Here is an 18579-nt window from a genome sequence, read left to right as displayed (position 1 = left end):
ATAAACTGGCCTCTATTGTAGAAACCTGGGCACCCGGCCTTCGTGTCTGCGCTGCTTACCCCTCCCATCATGACCCTTAAAGACTTGCCTCCAGACGCGCGCCCGCGTGAAAAGCTGCTGGCACGCGGTGCAGCGGCCCTGAGCGATGTTGAGCTGCTGGCGCTGCTGCTGCGCACGGGCATCAAGGGCAAGGGCGTGCTGCAGATGGCCGACGAATTGCTCCACCTCAAAAATGATAGCACCTCAGCCAGCATGGACGGGGGCTTTGACGGTATTTCAGGCCTATTGCACGCCACCGCAGACGATTTGAAGCGCGTCAAGGGACTGGGCCCCGCCAAGCGGGCCGAGCTGGTAGCGGTACTGGAACTGGCGCGCCGGGCGATGGCGCAGCAGCTGCAAGAACGCACAGTGTTCGCCGACCCCGACACCATCAAACACTACCTGAAACTCCATCTGGCAGCCCGTGGCCATGAAGTATTTGCCGTGATTTTTCTGGATGTACAAAACCGGCTTTTGGCAATGGAGGAACTATTTCGCGGTACCCTGACGCAAACCAGCGTCTACCCCCGTGAAGTGGTGCTGCGCGCCCTGCACCACCAGGCCGCGGCCGTGGTGCTGGCCCACAACCATCCCAGTGGCACCGTAGAGCCGTCACGGGCAGATGAAGCCCTTACGCAAACCCTGAAAGCGGCGCTGGCGCTGATTGATGTGCGGGTTCTGGACCACATCATCGTAGGGCCGGGGCAGGCATTATCCATGGCCGAGAAGGGTTTGTTGTGACCCGCGTCAAATCCATCAAGGTGGACACGCTGGCGGGCCTCAAACAGGTCCGACAGGAAATTGCAGCACAAGCCGAGCGCGAAGTGCAGGCGGCAGCCCTGCGCGCACTGGAGACCAAACGGCTGGCCGCCTCCCGCAACCTGTTTCAAGCCGCCGTGGGCGTGGTCAAACGCTTGCCTGATACCCGCATTGCCGATCTCAAACCCGCTCCACCGGAACCCACACCCAAACAACATCTGGCAGATGAGGCCGCCGCCCTGCGCGAAGCCCTGAGTGACGAGATGGATGTCAGCAACCTGCTTGAAACCGACGAACACCTGAGCTTTCGCCGGCCCGGTGTTGGACCGGATGTCGCCCAGAATCTGCGCCGTGGCAAATGGTCCATCCAGCGACAGATTGACCTGCACGGCCTGCGCAGCGATGAGGCCCGCGAAACCCTGAGCGACTTCATTCGTGATGCCCACAAACACGGCATTCGTTGCGTGCGCGTGGTGCACGGCAAGGGCTTGGGCTCGGTGGGGAAAGCCCCAGTTCTCAAGGACAAGGTCCACCGCTGGCTGGTGCAAAAATCGGAAGTGGTGGCGTTTGTGCAAGCCCGCCCGGTGCACGGTGGAGCTGGGGCTTTGGTGGTGCTGTTGCAGCCTTTGCGGACCAGCTGAGCAGCACACCAGCTAAGACAAACCCGCCGATTTCGCACCTTCGGACTCAATCGGGCCACCGATAAGGCTGGAGAAAGCGTGAAAAAGTCACGCATTTCAACTGTTTGTTTTTTGTTTATGCCATCTAGACTGAACGCCTCTATCAATTTGGGAGGTGCACCGTGAATGCTTTGAACAACACAGATCAGATGACCATGGTGTCCGAGAGTTTGCCCTTTCGGGTGGAAATTGCCTCCCGGCAGAATTTGATGGAGGTGGCGAGCCTCCGTTCGGCGACCTATGGAAAGCACCTTCCAGCGCTGGCAACCAAGCTGCAACAGCCAGAACCTGCAGATTTTGAGCGGGGTTGTGAGGTTTTTGTGGCGAAATCAAAGCTGGATGGGAGTTTGCTGGGGACGCTTCGGACCCATGCCAATGTGTCGAACGTCATACCATTGCAGGCATCGCTAAAACTGCCGCAGCGTTTCGGGGGGAGCCGCATGGTCGAGACAACCCGCCTCTGCGTCAAGGGTAACCCTGGCGCATCAGTCGTGCGCAGCGCGCTGTTCAAAGCGCTTCATCAGTATTGCGTCATGCAAGATGTTGACTGGATGATGGCTGCAGGGCGACGGCCGGTAGACCGAATCTATGACAGCCTGCTTTTTAATGATGTGGACCAGCCAGGTGAGTTCTACCCTATGGCGCACGCCGGTGGCATACCTCACCGCGTCATGTGTTTTTCACCGACTGCTGCCCGATCATTGTGGGGAGCCTGCCAGCATCCGCTGTATAAGTTTGTCTTTGAAACGAGCCACCCTGACATCGACCTCTCTGGGGCCCACAGTCTGATTCACGAGTGGGATTGCCCAGATACCGGGTCGGTTGTGACTTACTTGCCTGAACGCCGACGCACCCCCAGAACCTCTGGTCATTGGGCCTCCACCCCATTCAGCTTAGCTGCGTGAATCAGGAACCCTCTATTGCGTCAATGAAGTGTATTTTCTGGAGGCATATCAAAGGGCGGCATGGCGTTGTCAGTTTGTTGTTGCAGTTGCTGGACAAAGATCAGGACCTCCGGGTCTTCAATAAAGTCCGCGCTTGAACGAGCCGTCAAAATGCGTTCAGGTAACACCGGCTTGCTGATCCCATAACCTTGCGCGTAGTCAACCCCGGCTGAAGCCAGCGCCTTGATGGTGTCAAGGTTCTCAGCAAATTCACCAATCGACTTCATCCCGAGGTTGTTCACAAGGCTTGCTATGGCCAGAATGATGGCCATTCCAGCAGGATTGTTCGGCGCATCCCTGACCAACGAGCCGTCTAGCTTAAGGGCATCCACTGACAGGCCCTTCAGGTAGCCAAAAGACGAGTAGCCCGCGCCAAAGTCGTCCAGCCCAACCTTCGCGCCCATGGAACGAACCCGGTCAATAAAACGCTGCATGTTTCGCATATCCGTTAAGGCCACGGTTTCCGTAATTTCGATGCAGATCATGGACAAGGCGACCGGGTGCTGCTCGAACAGCCTGAACAATTCTTCAGTAAACGTTTCATCATTCAAGGAACCGCCCGAGAGATTGACGCCCACGAACTGAGTGTTGCGCAGTGAGTCCACATTGACCTCCAGCCAAGTGATGGCGGTGGTTACAACCCAGCGGTCAATGATGGCAGTTTTGCCATGGGCCTCCGCCGCCTCTATGATGACACCGGCCGGAATCACCTGCCCGTCTGGCTTGCGCAAACGCAGCAAAACTTCAAAATTCAGCGACCCAAACGGATCAGTCAATGAAATCTCGGGCTGCATGACCAGGAAAAGCCCCTTGGGGGTCTCGCCTCGCTCCAGCGATGCGATCAGATCAAGCTCCTCCTTGTGGTACTGAAAGAATTTGTCGTCCGACTCCATCACAATAAGTCGTTCGTTCGCGCGTTTTTTGGCCATGCGACACAACGTATCGGCTGCCGAGACAATCTCCTTCAGAGGCGCTTGCGCAAATCGTTCGGTTCCCACTAGCCCACCCGAGACGCTCAGCGCAAAACTCTGACTTTCTATCTGGTAAGGCTCCGCCGAGATCAAATCCACGATCGCTCTGCACCGCTCTGCCGCCTGGCTCACCGTTGCCTTTGGGAATGCGATCACAAACTCATCACCACCTACCCGCGCGAGCAAATCGTCGGCAGACAACGGAGTTTTTAAGCGCTCGCAAACCTGCTTCAAAACATTGTCACCAGCGGTGTGACCATAAAGATCGTTGATTAGCTTGAACCGGTCCAGATCAAAATATGCGAGCGCAGTCGGATGCTGGGAAAGTCGATCAAATTTGCGCGCAAGACCCCGCAAATTCAGGCATTCCGTCAAGGGGTCGTGATTGGCAAGAAACTCCAAGCGTTCGGTTGCCCGCACCTTGACCGTAATGTCTTGCAACGAGCCTTCGACTATTGCGCCGTCAACTGAGGAAACCCTGATGGAAAACCAGTGAGCAACACCTGAATCATTTTTTTGCCCTTTCGCCTGCAGCTCAATGGACGTGCGCGATCTGGCGACCTGTATCGCAGCAATACTATCGCGCACACTGGTATCAACTATTTGGGAAAGATGGGTCGCTTTGGCGGGACCAATGCCATCGACCATGACCCAAAAGGCTGGATTAGCTTTAATGATCCGATCCCCATCAGTCACGGTAAAAAGCCCTATGGGTGAGTCTTGGTAAGCAGCTTTGAGTGTGCGCTGGGCTTCATTTTTCTCAAGTCGATCCGACCGCATGTGTTCAGCAACCGCCGCTGATGCAAGCAGCGCCGATGAGATAGCTGCGGTAACGCTATTCAATCCACCCAATAGATTTCGTTGTCCCGTCGCAGCGGCGATGACCTCGTTCATGCTTGCAACCAAAGCAACTACGATAGATGCTGAGTACCACAATGCAGTCCGCGACCTGGTTCGTCGAACAATTTTGTACAGGTAAAAGAGAATAATAAATACACCCGATGTCGTTCCAAGCCAGAGCCCAACCAACACATTTTCGAATGAGAGAAACGGACAAGCTACGATGCTGAAAACCGCGGCAAACTGCAACGTGGTGAGCGTCAGACCGGTCCGGATCTGCGCAAGCTCTCTTTTAAACAGAATACTGAAGAGCGCAATCGTCATGGCGAAATATATGCACACCGTCCATTGCCGCGAGACGATCAATATCGAGGGATCCAGAGCCAGCCCAAAAAGCTCAAAATCAGTACCCGCCGATACCGCGGCCATACGCATATTCAGCAAGAGCCAGCCCGCGAATGTCCAATAGAGTCCGCTGCGGTTTACGATGGCAGTAAGCAACATAAAGACGGCCAGAACACCAATACCCGCCTCAATCATTGCGCCTGTTTTTTGATGAAGCGCTTGAGCGACATCCAACGCTTCGTTTGTCCAGACTGTGGCGGAAATCTTGGCTGGACCTCTAAATGCCGCTTTGCAAAGAACCTCTGAGGCACCCAGCTTGTAAGGTAGCGGTATTGCAAATCCGGCACGGCTGCGGGATACCTTACCGTCAGTGGTCCAGCGATTGCCATTCCCCAAGAGCGTATCGTTTTGCGAATCCCAGCACGTCAGGCTGTTGGCATGACGCGAAGGAAAATCAATAACCAGCGGATTTCCTGGACTGGGTGTTTTTGCCTCGAATGAAATCCAATACTGGTTAGTGGAAAGATGAGTATCAAAAAACAACACAGAACGCAGCGATGCAAGCTCCGCCAACACTTCGGTATGACTGGGACTGGCGTCAGCACCCGTTTGCTCCCAAACTTTTATTGGAATGCTTAAGCCATCTGGCGAAGCAGTTTGAATCAATTGCCAAACGAGCACAAGACCCGCAATGACCACCAAAATACCTGGGAACACCAGCGCAGCCAATCGGCCCAGCAAGGTCTCAATGACTCCCCGCAACAACATAAATCTATCAGCCCGAAACATGAACGTCCCACACTGGAACATAGCGTGCGATCCTACGCCTTATGCTCCACTGCGCAGCCCTGCTTGAACTAACGGCAAGGTACTGTCCCCCGGTCAGTCGGCTTGAGCCCAGGCCACTGTGCTCGCGGGGAAACGTCCTGAGCGAAACAAAAGCAGGGGACATCATGGTGAAGTCAAACAAAGTAAGTGCGTTTTAGTTATTGCCTTGCATCGTATCGCAAAGCAAGGGGATTGCTTGCCTGCTGCCACACGTCAACCCCGCGCCAGCACCACCGCATTTTCCTCAATATGCGCAGCGGCCAGACTGCCTACACGCAATCGGTTGGGCTGCCTTGCGAAACCCACCAACTGCAGGCCACTGGTCAAGGTCAGTACCGCCTCGTCCTGCAACTTGCCGCGGGACAGTGTCTGTACACGGCCAAGCAGTTGATTTACCAGCTGTTCATTGGGTGCATCACCTGGCGGCCGTGCGGCGGTCTTTGCTACGGCATCCACCTTGACAGCAGTGGCCTTGCACAGTGCCAACACGGGCAGCCCGGGTCGCAAAGCCAGCAACTCGGCACTTTCGCGGGTGATGGTCGACGCGATTTCTGCCCCAAGCGGCAGTTGCATAACCACACGCACCATCGGGTCGCCCGGCTCCAGCACCTGAATCTGCGTCACCACGCACGGCAGGTTGTTGCGCATGCTGGTGCGCAGGCCAGCGCCAGCCAGTGCGTGTGCCGCTCCACCGGTGAAGCGTGCCAACACCGCCCCCCGGGCGGCATCCATCTGCGCAGCGGCATCCAGCAACTGCTCGCCTGCCGGTGTCAACAGCGCACCGCCACCACCCGCCCCGCCCACTGCACGATCCACTAGCGCTACACCAGCCAGATTGGTCAGGGTGTGAATGGCTTGCCAGGCGGCTTTGTAGCTGATGCCCGCCTGACGCGCCGCCTCTGAAATGGAGCCGGTTACACCGATCAGGCGCAAGATATCCATGCGCTTGTCGGCCGTGTCATGGCCCAGGGCATCCAGGAAAAGGGGTTGGGGATTCATGGAGGCCATTGTGCAGTTACCGTTTTGATCGCGCTATACTTTCGCTATTCTAAAATGGAATAGCGATTTTCAGTACAAGGGGTGCTCCCATGACGTTGTTTGCCAGGAATGTTGCTCTCGCTGCGGTGGCCTTGTTCTTTTGCACATCCTGCCTCGCGGACGAGGCTCAGGTAGCGGTGGCAGCTAACTTTGCAGAGCCCATCAAGGCTATTGCCGCGGTATTGAAAAAGACCACCGGGCACACCCTTCAGATCACTGGGGGTGCCACCGGCAAGCTCTATGCGCAAATTGCCAATGGCGCTCCGTTTGACGTGCTGCTGGCAGCCAATAGCGACACACCCACTCAACTGGAGAAAGACGGGCTGGCACAGCCCGGGAGCCGCTTCACCTATGCCACGGGCAAACTGGTGCTGTGGTCGGCTGACACGGCAAAAGTGGATGGTAAAGGAGAGGTGCTGAGAACCACGGGCCTGCGCAAGGTGGCGTATGCCAACCCCAAGGTGGCCCCCTATGGTGCTGCTGCCGTGGAGGTCATCGACAAACTGGGGCTGACAGCCACCCTGGCGCCCAAGCTGGTGCAGGGGGAAAGCATCGGGCAAGCCTTTACCTTTGCCTACACTGGCAATGCCGACGCTGGATTTGTGGCCCTGTCACAGGTACTCGAAGGCGGCAAGCTGAAAAGCGGCTCCATGTGGGTCATTCCGCAAAATCTGTATACCCCCATCCAGCAGGATGCCGTGGTGCTTCAGCGCGGGGCCAACAACCCGGCGGCCCAGGCGCTGGTCAAGCTGCTGAAGAGCCCTAACATCAAGGATCTGATTCGCTCCTACGGATACGGGATTTAACCTTGCCTCTGCTCACCGCGTCCGACCTGCAAGCCATTGGCCTGACACTGCAGGTGGCTGCGCTCACCACGTTCACCCTGTTGCTGGTGGGTACGCCACTGGCGTGGTGGCTGGCACGCACGCAATCCTGGCTGAAGAAACCCATCAGCGCACTCGTCGCCATGCCACTAGTGCTTCCGCCCACGGTGCTGGGGTTTTACCTGCTGGTGCTGATGGGGCCACACGGCCCCGTGGGTCAGTGGACGCAGTCCCTTGGGTTGGGCCCGTTGCCGTTTACGTTTGGTGGATTGGTAGTGGCCTCTGCTTTTTACTCGCTGCCCTTTATGGTGCAGCCCCTGCAAAATGCCATGGAAGCAATGGGGCCACGCCCTCTGGAGGTTGCCTCCAGTCTGCGCGCCAGTCCGATTGACACCTTTTTTAGTGTGGTGATCCCGTTGTGCAAACCGGGCTTTGTCACCGGGGCTGTGATGTGCTTTGCCCACACGGTGGGCGAATTTGGCGTGGTGTTGATGGTCGGCGGCAACATTCCCGGTGTAACGCGGGTGATCTCGGTGCAAATTTACGACCATGTTGAGGCGATGGAGTACGCCGATGCGCACCGCCTGGCCGCCATGATGCTGGGGTTCTCGTTTGTAGTGCTGTTGACGCTCTACAGCTACAACGGCAGCCGCAACAAAGGCGCCACCGCATGAAAGGCCTGCAATGCCAGGTCATCCTTCAGCGACCCGGCTTCACGCTGGATGTCGACCTGCAATTGCCCGGTCAAGGCATCACGGCACTGTTTGGATCTTCCGGCTCAGGCAAAACCACGGTATTGCGTGTGCTGGCGGGGCTGGAGCCCCAGGCCCGTGGCTGCATTGCCGTGCGCGATGCGGTATGGCAAGACAGCGCACGGGGCGTCTGTCGCCCGGTGCACCGGCGGGCCCTGGGCTACGTGTTTCAGGAAGCCAGTCTGTTTGAGCACCTGAACGTGGAAGGCAACCTGAAATTCGGCTTCAACCGCACCCCGGTTTCAGAGCGGCGCTACGGATGGGACCACGCGCTGAACCTGCTGGGTATTGACCACCTGCTGGCACGCTGGCCCCACGAGTTATCCGGCGGCGAGCGCCAGCGCGTGGCCATAGCCCGTGCACTGGCCGCCAGTCCGCAATTGCTGTTGATGGACGAGCCGCTGGCCTCGCTGGACATGGCGCGCAAAGCAGAAATATTGCCTTATCTGGAACTGCTGCAAAAGAAATTGGACATTCCGGTGCTGTATGTCACCCACGCCATCGACGAGGTTGCCCGTCTGGCCGACCACTTGGTGCTGCTCGATGCGGGTCGCGTCACAGCCCATGGCCCGACCACTGAACTGCTAACCCGGCTGGACCTGCCACTGGCCCACGGTGACACCGCCGGTGCGGTGCTGACCTGCACGGTGCAGGCACATGACGATGCAGATCACCTGACCTCCACCACCTTTGCCGGCGGCACCCTCCTGGTGCCCCGCCAGGCGGTGGAAATAGGACGCACCTTGCGCATCCGGGTGCAGGCGCGCGATGTGAGCCTGACGCTGCAGCACCAGACCGGCACCAGTATCCTGAACATATTGCCCGGCACCGTCGCCGCACTGGCCGCCAATAGCCCCGGTCAGCTCATGGTGGCGGTGGCTGTGGGTGGAAGCACCCTGCTGGCCCGCGTCACCACCCGATCAGCCGCCGCGCTGCGACTGGCACCCGGCATGCCGGTGTTCGCGCAGGTCAAGGGTGCGGCAATACTGGGGTGAAGGGAAAAAAACCACCTGCACAGGCTCACTTGGCCGCGTTGGGGAAGAACAATTGCTCACCGCCAATTTTGTAACTGGCAATCGCCGCCTGCCCGGGGGCTGAAACGACCCAGTCCACAAACTTCTGGCCATCGGCCGCTTTGACGTGCGGATGTTTGGCGGGGTTGACCAGCATCACTCCGTATTGGTTGAAGAGTTTGGTGTCGCCTTCGACCAGCACCGCCAGGTCACCCCGGTTTTTGAAGCTGAGCCAGGTGCCACGGTCGGCCAGCACATAGGCGCCGGTGCTCGACGCCATGTTGAGCGCCGGGCCCATGCCACAGCCGCACTCTTTGTAGCCCGTGCCTTTGGCTCCTGCTGGTTCACTCAGGCCCGCCATTTTCCAGAAACGCAACTCGGCGGCGTGGGTGCCACTTTTGTCCCCGCGCGAGATGAAATCACCATTGGCCGTAGCCAGCTTCTTGAGCGCTTCCACAATATCCTTGCCACGGGTTTTTGCCGGATCGGCTTGGGGGCCAATCAACACAAAGTCGTTGTACATCACCTCAAAGCGCTTCACGGCAAAGCCTTCGGCCACCACTTTCTCTTCGGCCACCTTGTCGTGCACAAACAGCACATCGGCATCACCGCGGCGGCCCATGTCGATGGCCTGACCGGTGCCCAGAGCGACCACCTTCACATCGATCCCGGTTGACTTCTTGAACTCGGGCAGCAGGACCGAAAACAAGCCCGACTGCTCGGTGGACGTGGTGGACGCCACCACGATCGATTGCGCGCAAACGGACGCCGCCGCCACAGACGCTACAAAAATAATAGCTGCTTGCGCATATTTCACGGGGGCTAGGGGCCGAAATGGCTTAAGAAATTTCACTGGCTTCATGCAAGTTCTCCTTTTAAAAACAAATGGGCGGCCGGGTACTGCGCTTGCAGCAAGGGTCCGCCAAAGAATTCCTGAACCGGTAAATCGGCCAGCACGCGGCCGTGCTCCAGATAGATGACCCGGCTCGCCAGGCGCTTGACCTGACCCAGGTTGTGACTGGAAAAAAGCAGCGTCATGTCGGCACTTTGAAAGGCGAATTCGTGAATCAGCGCCTCGACCTCGCGCTTGGCATGGGGATCCAGGCTGGCAGTGGGCTCATCAAGCAACAGCACCTGTGGATTCAGCGACCAGGCCTGCGCCAAGGCCACGCGCTGCTGTTGCCCGCCCGATAGCGTGCGGGCGTTGCGCGGGGCCAGGTCGGCCAGGCCCACGCGCACCAGTGCGGCGTGTGCCTGCACCCGGGCATCGCGCCAGCGGGTACCACGCAACCACAGGCCCATCGCAATATTGCTTTGCACCGGCATGCGCATCAAATGCGGGCGCTGGAACAGCATGGCCTGGCGCAGGTGGGGGTCGCACACCACCTGCCCGGCGGTCGGCTTTGCCAAACCGTGCAGCAGGCGCAGCAGCGTACTCTTGCCGCTGCCATTGGCCCCCACCAAAGCCACACGCTCGCCAGGATGCACACTGAGCGTCACGTTGCTCAGCGCGCTCACGCCGCGCTGCACCGGGCCAAAATGTACGCTGGCATTCGTCAAACCAAATACGGCCTTCATGGTGCCGCCGCCACGACCAGCGCAGTCCAGGCGCCACCCTCGGCGCGCTCGCGCCAGCGGCGCACCAGCGCAATCAGCACATTGAGCATGAGCACCACGCCCAGCAACAGCAGCCCCAGACCCAGCGCCAGGGGCAAATCGCCCTTGCTGGTCTCCAGCGCAATGGCCGTGGTCATGACGCGGGTAAAGCCGTCAATGTTGCCGCCCACGATCATCACCGCACCGACCTCGGATATGGCACGACCGAATGACGCAATCACCACCGTCAGCAAGGCATAGCGCTCGTCCCACGCCAGCAGCAGGCTGCGCATCAGGGGCTGTGCACCGAGGGAGCGCAACTGCTCGCCATGGGCGCTCTCGGCATCCTCTACCGACTGGCGGGTGAGCGCGGTGACCACCGGCAACACCAGCAGGGTTTGCGCCACCACCATGGCCTTGAACGAAAACAGCCAGCCCAGAAACCCCAGCGGCCCCGAACGCGAGAGCAGCAAATACACCACCAGCCCCACCACCACCGAGGGCACGGCCAAAAAAGTGTTGAGCAACGTCAGCACCGCGCCACGTCCGGCAAAACGCGCTACACCCAGCCAGGCGCCCAGCAACAAGCCCATGCCACAAGCGAGGGCACAGGCGGTGGCGCTGACGGAGAGGGAGCGACCCACAATGGCCAGCAGGCCGGGATCGAGCGAGACGATGAGTTGCAGCGCTGTGGCCGCGCTTTCGGTGAGAGTGGTCATGGATGCGGTATCGTAGCCACCGACACAATCTCCAGCGATATGAACTGCCGTGCATAGGCTCCAATTCCACTACACCCTCTCGCGCGACGCCAGCCCGGCGCTGGTGCGCAACCCCTTGATGGATTTGCTGCAAGCGGTCTCCACGCAGGGCTCCATCTCGGCCGGTGCACGGGCACTGGGCCTGTCGTATCGCCATGTGTGGGGCGAGCTCAAACGCTGGGAAAGCGAATTGGGCAATGAACTGGTAGTGTGGGAGAAAGGCCAGTCGGCCCGCTTGACCGAATTTGGTGCCAAGCTGATGTGGGCCGAGCGCCAAGCCCAGGCCCGCCTGGCTCCGCAAATTGAAGCCTTGCGCAGCGACCTGGAACGGGCCTTTGCCGTGGCGTTTGACCCGCACGCCCACGTGGTGACGCTGTACGCCAGCCATGACGATGCGCTGACTGCATTGCGCGAACACGCCTTGCACCCCGATGCGGCGTGCGCCAACGGAATGCAGCTGCATCTGGACATCCGCTTTTGCGGCAGCGTGGACGCTATCCGTGCGCTCAATGAAGGGCGTTGCGTGATGGCCGGATTTCACACCCTGCAGCACCCGGCACCCGGCTCGTTGGCGGAAAAAATCTACAAACCACTGCTGCAGCCGGGCTTGCACAAAATCATCGGATTTGCCGAGCGCACACAGGGACTGATGGTGGCAGCCGGCAACCCCTTGGGACTGCAGACGCTGGCGGATGTGCAGCGCACCCAGGCTCGCTTTGTGAACCGCGCACGGGGCACCGGTACGCGCGTGGTGCTGGACGAATTGCTGGCACATGCCGGGATTGCCGCCAACGCACTTCAAGGCTACGAACACAGCGAACCATCGCACACCGCCGCCGCGCATGCCGTGGCTTCAGGTTCGGCCGACGTGGCGCTTGGCATTGCCATTGCAGCAAAGACACAGGGCTTGGACTTTGTGCCGCTGGTGCAAGAAAACTACCACCTGGTGTGTTTGAAGTCGGCGCTGGAAGAGCCTGCTGTTGAGGCCTTGCGTGAGGTGCTGCAAGGTGCGCGCTGGCAACAGGCGCTGGCCGGCATTGCGGGCTACCGGCCCTCGCACTCAGGGCAAGTGCTGCCGCTCAACGAGCTCCTGCCCTGGTGGAATTTTTCGAAGCGCAAGGTGCGCAAGGACTAGCCAACACGCCGGTCACACGGTTTGCCAGATGCTGTCAAAGAAAGAACCCGCTACAAAGTGTTCCGCGGCTGTGTTGACTTTTTCCCAGTATTTGGCGTCACCCAGCAGCTTGCCATTGAAGGCTTCAAAATCTGCCAGATTGGCATAGCGCCCGGACCACGCCACGCGCTGCGGGTTGCCACCAATGGGGCGCAGCACCTCCAGATCGACCCCGTACACGGTCTTGATGTAGGCCGCGATGTCCTTCGCAAACGCCATCGCCGCAGCTGTCTTGCCCGGCTTGACACTCACTACGCGTACAAATGCAATCATCATCGCCCTCCTTGTCGCCGGCACAGCGGCGCCTGCTGCCGCAATGCGCGGCAAATACAAGCTTAGCCGCCACCCCGCTGCATGTACAGGTCAAACCGTTTCATGAAGGTGTAACGCTGCGCATCATCCAACCCGGCAAAGCGAAAACTCACCCGCAGGCGTGGCAGGCGCATGAGGGCAATGACGCGAAGCTCACCGACCTGCCATTTGACGCCCAAAGCGCCATCGCCAATCCTTACCCCGGCAGACTGGGCTTGCAGCTTCCAGTGGTGGTCGCCGATGGCGTCCGGGAGCCAGCGCAACCACTCCACTTCGGTGCAACCCATCTCGCGCTCAAAGCGCTCTGCGTAAAAAGATTGCATCAGCAATGAATCCTGTACACAGCCCTATCCGCCGGCAATGGGCGGCCAGATGGCGAGAACATCTCCCTCCACCAGTGTCTGGCTCGGGCGCAGAACGGGCGCTACGTATTTGCCGTTCACCAACACCAGATGCACCAGGTTTGGGGGCATGCCGAAGGGTTCGATGATCTGGCTGATCGTTGCTTGCGGCTCTACATCCAGCTCCACCACGTTGGAGTAGCGGGCTTGTACCGGCAGGTAGTCAGTCAACGTCGCAAAAAGCTTGAAAGTAATTTTCATTTATCTGCGCCGCGCATCCTGCGCCCCCGACCAGCCTTCCTGCGCCTGAGCACAAGCCAGGTAAGCTTCCATCAACTTGGTCGGGTCTTTTTGCAGGGTTTCTTTCCAGGCGCCCAGCTTGATCTGGCCCTCCACCAGCCCGCGCATAACGCCCACATGCTCAGTCCAGCCCACACTGTTGCATCCAACCAGCACATCGTCCTGAAACTGCAGACTCAGGTGGCGCCCGGCTTTGGTATCCGTCAGCTCTACATGGTCCCCACCGGGACGGCCTTGCCAGTCGCCAAAACTGGTGGAAATCATTCCCAGCGTATCCAGTACATTGATTTGCGTCACGCCCTTGAGGTTGGCTCCGGGCATCTTCCCCTGAGAAAACGCCACCATGTTCATCCCCGCGACGCGGGCTTGTTCAGCGGCATTTGGCTGGATGGCGCTGACGATGGTCTTGCCAGACACTTTGTCGAATGCCTCTGCGCAGTCGCCTGCAGCATAAATACCGGGCACATTGGTTTGCAGGTGCTCATCGGTCAACACACCCAGCAGGCAGATGATGCCGGAATTCTCCAAAAAGCCGATAGCAGGTTTGACGCCGGCTGCACTGATGACCAGATCAGCTGCCACGTGTCGGCCATTGGACAGACGCACGCTCAAAGGGGCACCCGCCTCAATGGACTCCACCCGGGTGCCGGTAAACACTTCGACGCCCTTGGCCTCGCACCAGTCGCGAATCATGCCACCAGCGGTGGGGCCCATCATGCGCGGAACCATGCGGTCACCCATTTCCACGACGCTCAACTGCACACCCCGGGCTGCCAGCGCCTCCATGATGATGCAACCGATGAACCCCGCGCCCAGTTGCAGCACGCGCGCACCTTTGGTGGCCAGCGCCATGATGGCCCGGGCATCTTCCAGCGTCCAGCAAGGATGAACCCCCACACTATCAATGCCCGGAATCGGTGGGCCCACAGGATGTGAGCCGGTGGCAATCAACAAGGTGTCGAACTTGATCGTTTCACCCCCGTCCATTACCAGCGTTCTTGTTGCGACATCGACCCGCTTGACCTGGGCCTGCACGACATCGACCTTCAAGTCCTGAAAGTGCGTCGGACTTTTGCGCAAATAGGTGCCGCTCTCGTCTACGTTGCCCATGAGCAGGTAGGGAATGGCCATGCGTGAATACGGTGGCTCGTGCTCATTCCCCACCAGGGTGATGACTGCAAGAGGGTCTTGCTTGCGGATCGTCTCTGCCGCAATGACACCGGCCGGACCGGCACCCAGAATGACGTGATGGGTCATGGTGATCTCTCCAAATCAAGAAGCGGTCACCCGGACCGCTTCTTTGTTGCTGTCAGTCCGAGCCTAGAGACTCAAACGTTCCTTGGTCGCCGTTGTGGGACGACCCTCGGTATCCCAGCCGCGCACTGCGTAGTACTTTGGCATCATTTCGGCCAGCATATTGACCTTGCCGGTTGCAGGACCCGTCTTGCAAGCTTCCGTGAGTAGACGCTTGGGCAGGCTGTCGTCTTTGGCAGTGAAGCCAGCACGGTTGTTGAACTCGCGCTCCATGTTCCAGATTCGCTCGCCAATCTTTTCCAACTCTTCCGTTGTGTACTGGTCGCCACACGCACCGGAAATCTGTGGTGCCAGGTCAGCCAGACCCCATGCAAAGGTCGTGAACACGCACAGGCCCGATGAGTCAAATGCAGCGGTGGCATCCTGAAAAGCCTTCACCAGTTCGGGCTTGCCTTCGTGCTCCAGCGGGTCGGTTTTGACCGGAATGCCCAGCACTTCGGATGCGATCGTGTAGCCGCGCAGGTGGCAGCCGCCGCGATTGGAAGTGGCATACGCCAGACCGATGCCCTGAATGGCGCGACCGTCGTAGGCCGGGAATTCCTGGCCCTTGCTGGTCATGCTCAGGTCAGGGTGACCGTACTTGGCGGTCAGACGCTTGGAACCCTGGCCGATTTCCTTGCCAAAGCCACGGCTATAGATGGTTTCTTCCGCCAAAAAGGCCAAGGCCTCGGCCGAACCAAATTGGGCGTCAATGCCCAGTTGCTCCTTGGTCAGCACGCCCATGTCATACAGTTCCATCACCGCGCCCACGGTGGCACCAAAGCTGATGGGGTCAATGCCTTCCTCGTTGCACAGCATGGTGACGTATTGCAAGGCTTCCAGGTCCTTCACGCCATTGGCTGCGCCCAAGGCCCAAGCCGCTTCGTATTCCAGACCGCCCGATGCACCCCAGTATTGGGGCTTGTTGGAAACGGTGAAGTGGCCCTTGTCCATCTTGCTGATGCGCCCGCAAGCAATGGTGCAGCCAAAGCAGGCCTGGTTGGTCACCAATTGCTTCTTGCCGTCGGTTGCGCGCGGCGTGGCCATGGCTTCCGCGGAGATGTCTTTGGCACTTTCGAAGGCGTTGTCGCGGTGGTTGCGGGTGGGTAGCGCGCCCATCTCGTTGATGACGTTCATCAGCACCTGGGTGCCATAGGCTGGCAAGCCCTGGCCCGTGACCGCGTTGTCGGCCAGAATCTTCTTCTTCTCGGCAATTGCCTTCATGAAGGCTTTGGGGTTGTGGATGTTGCCTACGCCGATGGTGCCGCGCACGGCAATGGCCTTGAGATTTTTGCTGCCCATGACGGTGCCCACGCCCGAGCGGCCGGCTGCACGGTGCAGATCATTCACCACGGCGGCATACAACACGCCGTTTTCACCGGCCTTGCCAATGCTGGACACGCGGGTCAGCGGGTCCTGCAGGCTGGATTTGAGCATCGCCTCGGTTTCCCAGACGCTCTTGCCCCACAAGTGGGCGGCATCACGCAACTCGGCTACATCGTCATTGACATAGAGATAGACCGGCTTGGCACTCTTGCCTTCAAATATCACCATGTCCCAACCGGCCATCTTGAACTCGGCACCCCAATAACCGCCCGAATTGGAGCAGGCAATGGTGCCTGTCAGCGGGCTCTTGGTGATGACCGTATAACGTCCACCGGTGGACGCCATGGTGCCGGTGAGCGGACCGGTAGCCCAGATGATTTTGTTGCCAGGCGAAAGCGGGTCAACCGTGGCATCGACCTCTTCAACCAGATATTTGGATCCCAGACCGCGCGAGCCCAGGTAGTTGCGCGCCCACTCCATATTGAGCGGCTCGGACTTGACGGTACCCGCGGTCAAATCAACGCGAAGAATTTTTCCTGCCCATGACATGGTGATGCTCCTTAATTGGCTGAAGGCTGATTGCCCAACTTGTCTGCCCACGCTTCCATCTTGCCCAAGCCGGTCCAGTTGGCGTCAATGAATGTGATGGCGCCCGTGGGACAGGCGGTTGCGCATGCAGGGTCGCCACCGCACAGGTCGCATTTCTGCACCTTGCCGGTCTCCTGCACGTAATTGATGGTGCCAAAGGGGCACGCAATGGTGCAAACCTTGCAGCCCACACAGGTGGATTCGTTCACCACCTTCGCGCCAGTCAGCTTGTCAACCGTGATGGCTTCTACCGGACACGCATGCAGGCACCAGGCTTCGTCACACTGGGTACAGGTATAGGGCACTTTTTTGCCGGTCTGATGGAAATCAAACACCTTGATACGGGACTTGGCCGTCGCGAATGTGCCGTAGTTCTCAAACGAACAGGCCATTTCGCACTGCAAACATCCTGTGCACTTGTCTGCGTTGATGTGCAACACCTTTTGCATGTGTCTCTCCTGGGGTAGTGGCACTTATGAAATGCCTTGCCTATGAAATGAAATACATAGCGATTGTTTGACCGAAGCTGTATTCGCACTCTAGGGATAACCCTAGTCGGAATTGGAGATTTATACGAAATTCTCAATTTGAAACAAACCGCGAATGGCCGGTGTGCACGAGAATCGCCTGACAGTGAAAACGGCAACCCACACACCATGATTTCCAACCCTTCGATTCCTGTCGACTCCGGCAATTCCTTGCGACTGGATGGCATTGAACGTGCGCGCCGCGCCGTGATGGTGGACCGAGAGGCGCTCCCGGCAGGGTGGATTGCACCCTGGGTAGAGCGCTCCTGGCAGCGCTGTCTGCAATACGGGTTGCAGCCACATCACCCCGCCAGTTTTGACACCGTCACGCACCAGCAGGCGTCCCGCACCTTGGAGGCCAACCAGCGCCTGGTACAAACCGCCCGCCCCATTCTGGAAAAGTTGGGGCGCGCGATTGTGAACACCCGTTACTTTGCCATCCTGACCAACCGCGACGGAGTCGTGGTGGACACCAGCGGCCCCATTGACCACTCGGACCCGCGCGCCCACCTGATCACCCGCATCGGCACCGACCTGTCCGAGCGCAGCGTGGGCACCACCGCCATCGGCACGGCGCTCAGCGAACTGCAGCCGGTCTGGCTGCACCGCGGGGAACATTTTTTTTCCAATACGGCTGTCTACAGCTGTGCGGGAGCGCCACTGTTTGGTCCGGATGGCGCCTGTGTGGGCATGCTCGACCTGACGGGCATTGAGGCGGTCGAACGGCCTGAGCTCAAGCACCTGGTAGCCCAGACCGCCAGCAAAATTGAAAACGCCTTGGTGCTGGCGCAGGCCCACAGTCTGATGGTTCGTTTGAACTGGCCCGGCAACACCTTGGGCAGCGAAGCCGACGGCATCATTTGCCTGGATGCCGATGGCTGGATTACTGCTGCCAACCCGATTGCACGGCAGATGGTCCCCAATCTGGCTACTGCAGGGCAGCCGCCAGTGCATGTCAGCGAGGTATTCGGAATTGCTTTTGAACTGCTGTTTGATGCGGCACACCGCATCGACCCGGTTCTGGAAATTCCGCTGTGGACGGGTTTGCGCTTGCAAGCCTGGCCGGTCGCGCGCGCGCAGGCGGCACGGGCTCAATACGCGGACCGCCGCGCACTCGGCACCGACAACCGCCCGCTCAAAGACATCGAAACCGCTCTGATTTACAAGGCGGTAAACGAGGCGCGCGGCAATGTGGCCCAAGCCGCACTGGCCCTGGGTATCAGTCGCGCCACGGTCTACCGAAAGCTCGGGCGCTCGCCACAGGCCAAATAGGGCCGCTCGTCTGCGCAAGGTGCGCTGACGAACAGACGGAATTCGGGGTACTTTCTAAA

The 18579-nt window shown here is 59.1% G+C and carries 19 protein-coding genes; 8 read left to right on the top strand and 11 right to left on the bottom strand.

The features are described from left to right. The first annotated feature begins 69 nt into the window (after positions 1-69). The 3 genes from radC to AC097W_RS00595 all read left to right on the top strand — a co-directional run bounded on the left by radC (position 70) and on the right by AC097W_RS00595 (position 2383). Positions 70-780, top strand: coding sequence for a RadC family protein (gene radC, locus AC097W_RS00605; protein ID WP_479600313.1), 711 nt, complete (start codon positions 70-72; stop codon positions 778-780). Further along, the gene (locus AC097W_RS00600) at positions 777-1439 is read left to right on the top strand and encodes a Smr/MutS family protein (protein WP_479600312.1); all 663 of its coding nucleotides are present in this window, start codon (positions 777-779) and stop codon (positions 1437-1439) included. The genes radC and AC097W_RS00600 overlap by 4 nt, the downstream gene beginning before the upstream one ends. 161 nt (positions 1440-1600) lie before the next feature. Beyond that, positions 1601-2383 carry an N-acyl amino acid synthase FeeM domain-containing protein gene (locus AC097W_RS00595; RefSeq protein ID WP_479600311.1) on the top strand — a complete coding sequence of 261 codons (783 nt, stop codon included), beginning with the start codon at positions 1601-1603 and terminating at the stop codon, positions 2381-2383. A 20-nt stretch (positions 2384-2403) separates the two neighbouring features. On the opposite strand, the gene AC097W_RS00590 is transcribed toward AC097W_RS00595, so the two are convergent. Then, entirely contained in the window at positions 2404-5346 is a 2943-nt protein-coding gene (locus AC097W_RS00590; RefSeq protein ID WP_479600310.1) for a putative bifunctional diguanylate cyclase/phosphodiesterase, read from the bottom strand. Between the two features lie 273 nt (positions 5347-5619). Continuing rightward, positions 5620-6405 (bottom strand): TOBE domain-containing protein, encoded by a 786-nt coding sequence (locus tag AC097W_RS00585; RefSeq protein WP_479600309.1) that lies wholly within the window; start codon positions 6403-6405, stop codon positions 5620-5622. Between the two features lie 89 nt (positions 6406-6494). Between AC097W_RS00585 and modA the strand changes: the two genes are divergently transcribed. The 3 genes from modA to modC are packed head-to-tail and all read left to right on the top strand — an operon-like array spanning position 6495 to position 9015. After that, positions 6495-7250: a molybdate ABC transporter substrate-binding protein gene (gene modA / locus AC097W_RS00580; protein ID WP_479600308.1), complete on the top strand. Its 756-nt coding sequence runs from the start codon at positions 6495-6497 to the stop codon at positions 7248-7250. 8 nt (positions 7251-7258) lie between these two features. Beyond that, complete coding sequence (gene modB / locus AC097W_RS00575) at positions 7259-7942, top strand: molybdate ABC transporter permease subunit (protein ID WP_479601271.1); 684 nt, start codon at positions 7259-7261, stop codon at positions 7940-7942. After that, the gene (gene modC, locus AC097W_RS00570) at positions 7939-9015 is read left to right on the top strand and encodes a molybdenum ABC transporter ATP-binding protein (protein WP_479600307.1); all 1077 of its coding nucleotides are present in this window, start codon (positions 7939-7941) and stop codon (positions 9013-9015) included. The genes modB and modC overlap by 4 nt, the downstream gene beginning before the upstream one ends. A gap of 25 nt (positions 9016-9040) precedes the next feature. Here the strand turns inward: modC and AC097W_RS00565 are convergent, their stop codons facing one another. Genes AC097W_RS00565 through AC097W_RS00555 form a run of 3 tightly spaced genes read right to left on the bottom strand, consistent with a single transcriptional unit; the run spans position 9041 to position 11348 of the window. Then, on the bottom strand, positions 9041-9895 hold the full coding sequence (locus AC097W_RS00565) for an ABC transporter substrate-binding protein (protein WP_479600306.1): 855 nt from the start codon (positions 9893-9895) through the stop codon (positions 9041-9043). Further along, positions 9892-10611 carry an ABC transporter ATP-binding protein gene (locus AC097W_RS00560; RefSeq protein ID WP_479600305.1) on the bottom strand — a complete coding sequence of 240 codons (720 nt, stop codon included), beginning with the start codon at positions 10609-10611 and terminating at the stop codon, positions 9892-9894. Before AC097W_RS00560 ends, AC097W_RS00565 begins: the two co-directional genes overlap by 4 nt. Further along, positions 10608-11348 (bottom strand): ABC transporter permease, encoded by a 741-nt coding sequence (locus AC097W_RS00555; protein ID WP_479600304.1) that lies wholly within the window; start codon positions 11346-11348, stop codon positions 10608-10610. Before AC097W_RS00555 ends, AC097W_RS00560 begins: the two co-directional genes overlap by 4 nt. Positions 11349-11397: 49 nt before the next feature. On the opposite strand from AC097W_RS00555, the gene AC097W_RS00550 reads away from it, so the two are divergent. Next, positions 11398-12522, top strand: a complete 1125-nt coding sequence (locus AC097W_RS00550; protein WP_479600303.1) for a substrate-binding domain-containing protein — start codon at positions 11398-11400, stop codon at positions 12520-12522. A 12-nt stretch (positions 12523-12534) separates the two neighbouring features. Here AC097W_RS00550 and AC097W_RS00545 read toward each other — a convergent pair whose 3' ends face one another. The 6 genes from AC097W_RS00545 to AC097W_RS00520 form a co-directional block, all read right to left on the bottom strand. Next, positions 12535-12834 (bottom strand): hypothetical protein, encoded by a 300-nt coding sequence (locus AC097W_RS00545; protein ID WP_479600302.1) that lies wholly within the window; start codon positions 12832-12834, stop codon positions 12535-12537. A 62-nt stretch (positions 12835-12896) separates the two neighbouring features. Next, positions 12897-13196: a hypothetical protein gene (locus AC097W_RS00540; protein WP_479600301.1), complete on the bottom strand. Its 300-nt coding sequence runs from the start codon at positions 13194-13196 to the stop codon at positions 12897-12899. Between the two features lie 24 nt (positions 13197-13220). Next, a complete protein-coding gene (locus tag AC097W_RS00535; RefSeq protein WP_479600300.1) occupies positions 13221-13475 on the bottom strand; it encodes a MoaD/ThiS family protein in 255 nt (84 codons plus the stop codon). Continuing rightward, on the bottom strand, positions 13476-14771 hold the full coding sequence (locus tag AC097W_RS00530; RefSeq protein WP_479600299.1) for an NAD(P)/FAD-dependent oxidoreductase: 1296 nt from the start codon (positions 14769-14771) through the stop codon (positions 13476-13478). A 63-nt stretch (positions 14772-14834) separates the two neighbouring features. Continuing rightward, positions 14835-16682: an aldehyde ferredoxin oxidoreductase family protein gene (locus AC097W_RS00525; RefSeq protein WP_479600298.1), complete on the bottom strand. Its 1848-nt coding sequence runs from the start codon at positions 16680-16682 to the stop codon at positions 14835-14837. A gap of 11 nt (positions 16683-16693) precedes the next feature. After that, positions 16694-17170: a 4Fe-4S dicluster domain-containing protein gene (locus tag AC097W_RS00520; RefSeq protein ID WP_479600297.1), complete on the bottom strand. Its 477-nt coding sequence runs from the start codon at positions 17168-17170 to the stop codon at positions 16694-16696. Positions 17171-17377: 207 nt separating this feature from the next. On the opposite strand from AC097W_RS00520, the gene AC097W_RS00515 reads away from it, so the two are divergent. Next, positions 17378-18520, top strand: a complete 1143-nt coding sequence (locus AC097W_RS00515; RefSeq protein ID WP_479600296.1) for a sigma-54-dependent Fis family transcriptional regulator — start codon at positions 17378-17380, stop codon at positions 18518-18520. Positions 18521-18579 lie beyond the last annotated feature (59 nt).

The sequence above is a fragment of the Rhodoferax sp. GT1R46 genome (genome assembly GCF_056521285.1).
Note: the sequence above shows the minus strand (reverse complement) of the source record. Positions and strands in the feature narration are given on the sequence as shown.

What these genes read in the sequence shown, in the direction of transcription:
- modC (WP_479600307.1), top strand. Translation starts at nt 7,939, where the DNA reads ATGAAAGGCCTGCAATGCCAGGTCATCCTTCAGCGACCCGGCTTCACG.
- radC (WP_479600313.1), top strand. Translation starts at nt 70, where the DNA reads ATGACCCTTAAAGACTTGCCTCCAGACGCGCGCCCGCGTGAAAAGCTG.
- modA (WP_479600308.1), top strand. Translation starts at nt 6,495, where the DNA reads ATGACGTTGTTTGCCAGGAATGTTGCTCTCGCTGCGGTGGCCTTGTTC.
- AC097W_RS00565 (WP_479600306.1), bottom strand. Translation starts at nt 9,895, where the DNA reads ATGAAGCCAGTGAAATTTCTTAAGCCATTTCGGCCCCTAGCCCCCGTG.
- AC097W_RS00590 (WP_479600310.1), bottom strand. Translation starts at nt 5,346, where the DNA reads ATGTTGTTGCGGGGAGTCATTGAGACCTTGCTGGGCCGATTGGCTGCG.
- AC097W_RS00525 (WP_479600298.1), bottom strand. Translation starts at nt 16,682, where the DNA reads ATGTCATGGGCAGGAAAAATTCTTCGCGTTGATTTGACCGCGGGTACC.
- AC097W_RS00540 (WP_479600301.1), bottom strand. Translation starts at nt 13,196, where the DNA reads ATGCAATCTTTTTACGCAGAGCGCTTTGAGCGCGAGATGGGTTGCACC.
- AC097W_RS00520 (WP_479600297.1), bottom strand. Translation starts at nt 17,170, where the DNA reads ATGCAAAAGGTGTTGCACATCAACGCAGACAAGTGCACAGGATGTTTG.
- AC097W_RS00560 (WP_479600305.1), bottom strand. Translation starts at nt 10,611, where the DNA reads ATGAAGGCCGTATTTGGTTTGACGAATGCCAGCGTACATTTTGGCCCG.
- AC097W_RS00515 (WP_479600296.1), top strand. Translation starts at nt 17,378, where the DNA reads ATGATTTCCAACCCTTCGATTCCTGTCGACTCCGGCAATTCCTTGCGA.
- AC097W_RS00585 (WP_479600309.1), bottom strand. Translation starts at nt 6,405, where the DNA reads ATGAATCCCCAACCCCTTTTCCTGGATGCCCTGGGCCATGACACGGCC.
- AC097W_RS00535 (WP_479600300.1), bottom strand. Translation starts at nt 13,475, where the DNA reads ATGAAAATTACTTTCAAGCTTTTTGCGACGTTGACTGACTACCTGCCG.
- AC097W_RS00555 (WP_479600304.1), bottom strand. Translation starts at nt 11,348, where the DNA reads ATGACCACTCTCACCGAAAGCGCGGCCACAGCGCTGCAACTCATCGTC.
- AC097W_RS00545 (WP_479600302.1), bottom strand. Translation starts at nt 12,834, where the DNA reads ATGATTGCATTTGTACGCGTAGTGAGTGTCAAGCCGGGCAAGACAGCT.
- AC097W_RS00530 (WP_479600299.1), bottom strand. Translation starts at nt 14,771, where the DNA reads ATGACCCATCACGTCATTCTGGGTGCCGGTCCGGCCGGTGTCATTGCG.